The 1,461-nt window shown below is 54.1% G+C and carries 2 tRNA genes and 1 pseudogene; 2 read left to right on the top strand and 1 reads right to left on the bottom strand.

The annotated features are described in order from the left end of the window. Positions 1–241: 241 nt before the first annotated feature. A pseudogene (locus tag AC1DSG_RS31395) lies at positions 242–700 on the bottom strand (hypothetical protein); the annotation flags it as partial. A gap of 435 nt (positions 701–1,135) precedes the next feature. Here AC1DSG_RS31395 and AC1DSG_RS31390 point away from each other — a divergent pair. After that, positions 1,136–1,211, top strand: a tRNA-Glu gene (locus AC1DSG_RS31390). A gap of 2 nt (positions 1,212–1,213) precedes the next feature. Beyond that, positions 1,214–1,289: transfer RNA gene (locus AC1DSG_RS31385), tRNA-Gly, on the top strand. Positions 1,290–1,461 lie beyond the last annotated feature (172 nt).

Genomic DNA, 1,461 nt, shown 5'->3' with positions numbered 1-1,461 from the left:
AGGTTAATGCCGATCAGTTAAGCAATTTCTGCTGTAACGCAATTGTTGTAGCAGCTGGCGAAGCCTGCGTTCGGCTGCGCAGCAGTCGTGMAATCAGAYGATGCGGTGTTTCAGGAAGACCGMAAACTCAGGTTTTACGACTGCTGCGCAGCCGAACGCAGGCTTCGCCAGCTGCTACGGATGCGTTATGGCTTAACTGATCGGCATTAACCTTTGCAGGTGGCTTTTCAGTTTGCGCTGATCAGTCGTAGATCACTTTTTTTTTCCAGTCGGCATCGGCGTCGACTTGTTTAAGCCCTGTGTTCAACTGGTTTGCCTCATCCTCAACCGCCGCAATGTTGTCCATCACCATGGCGTTGGCGCGAACCAGGAGTTTCTCCAGGTACTCCAGCTGCTCGGCGTAGACTTGTGGCTCCGGTTGTTTGCGCAGGTACTGCACGCCGCGTTCGAACGCCAGACGTGCTTGACCTGGCTGGTTTTGTTGAAGGCGATGCTGGCCGAGGTTGTTGAAGAACTCGATGTGCAGCAGCACCAGGATATGGCGGACTTCGCGGATCCAGCGCTTGGCTTCATTGGTCGGCAGGAAGCCGTCCTGTGCGGCGCGGGTGATTTGGCCATGGAGGGCTTCGAGCAGGAAGCGTACGTCCTTGGCCTTGGCTTCGGTCTGGATCGGTGCCGGCGGGTTGTTGACCGGGATTGTGGTGATCAATAGTGCGATGCCGGCTATGACGAGCAGGGTGATCATGAGTGGTGTCACCGGTAAGACCTCTTATTGGGTTCGCGTTCGAAAGTAGTGGCTTGGCATTGGGGCGTATAGGCCGCACGATCACTTGAATCAGCTATGGCCCATCTATGTATCGGCCGTTGTCCTGCCTGGATAAATGGTGGCGAATAGGTTTCGGGTTGCCATCATATTGACAGCATGGACTATAGCGCCTTGATGGATGCCGGAAAATAGGCGTCAAAGGTCTGGCCGCGGAAAAGCCTGAAACCTGTCTCAAAGCAGGGCGAAGTCATTGATTTAAATAAATTTATAACTGGGGGTTGACGACCCCTCAATCCATCCATAGAATGCGCGCCACTTACAGCGGAAAGCACACAGCGAAACGCGGTAGGGAGTGAATGTTGTACGTGTGTCCCCTTCGTCTAGTGGCCTAGGACACCGCCCTTTCACGGCGGTAACAGGGGTTCGAGTCCCCTAGGGGACGCCAATGCGGGAATAGCTCAGTTGGTAGAGCACGACCTTGCCAAGGTCGGGGTCGCGAGTTCGAGTCTCGTTTCCCGCTCCATTTTTAAGCAGCGTTGCGCTCAGAAATGAGCGGCGTTTTTGTTTGCGTGTTTTTTACGGTTTCGGTACGTGTCAAGGTACCTGTCGCCTTGTCTTACAGTTGCTAGCCCGTTGCGCTCTTAATTTCAGGGCGCTCTGGGTTTAAATACACAGCATCTGCCAACTTCCAGTTG

This window comes from Pseudomonas sp. P5_A12, assembly GCF_056400685.1.
Note: the sequence above shows the minus strand (reverse complement) of the source record. Positions and strands in the feature narration are given on the sequence as shown.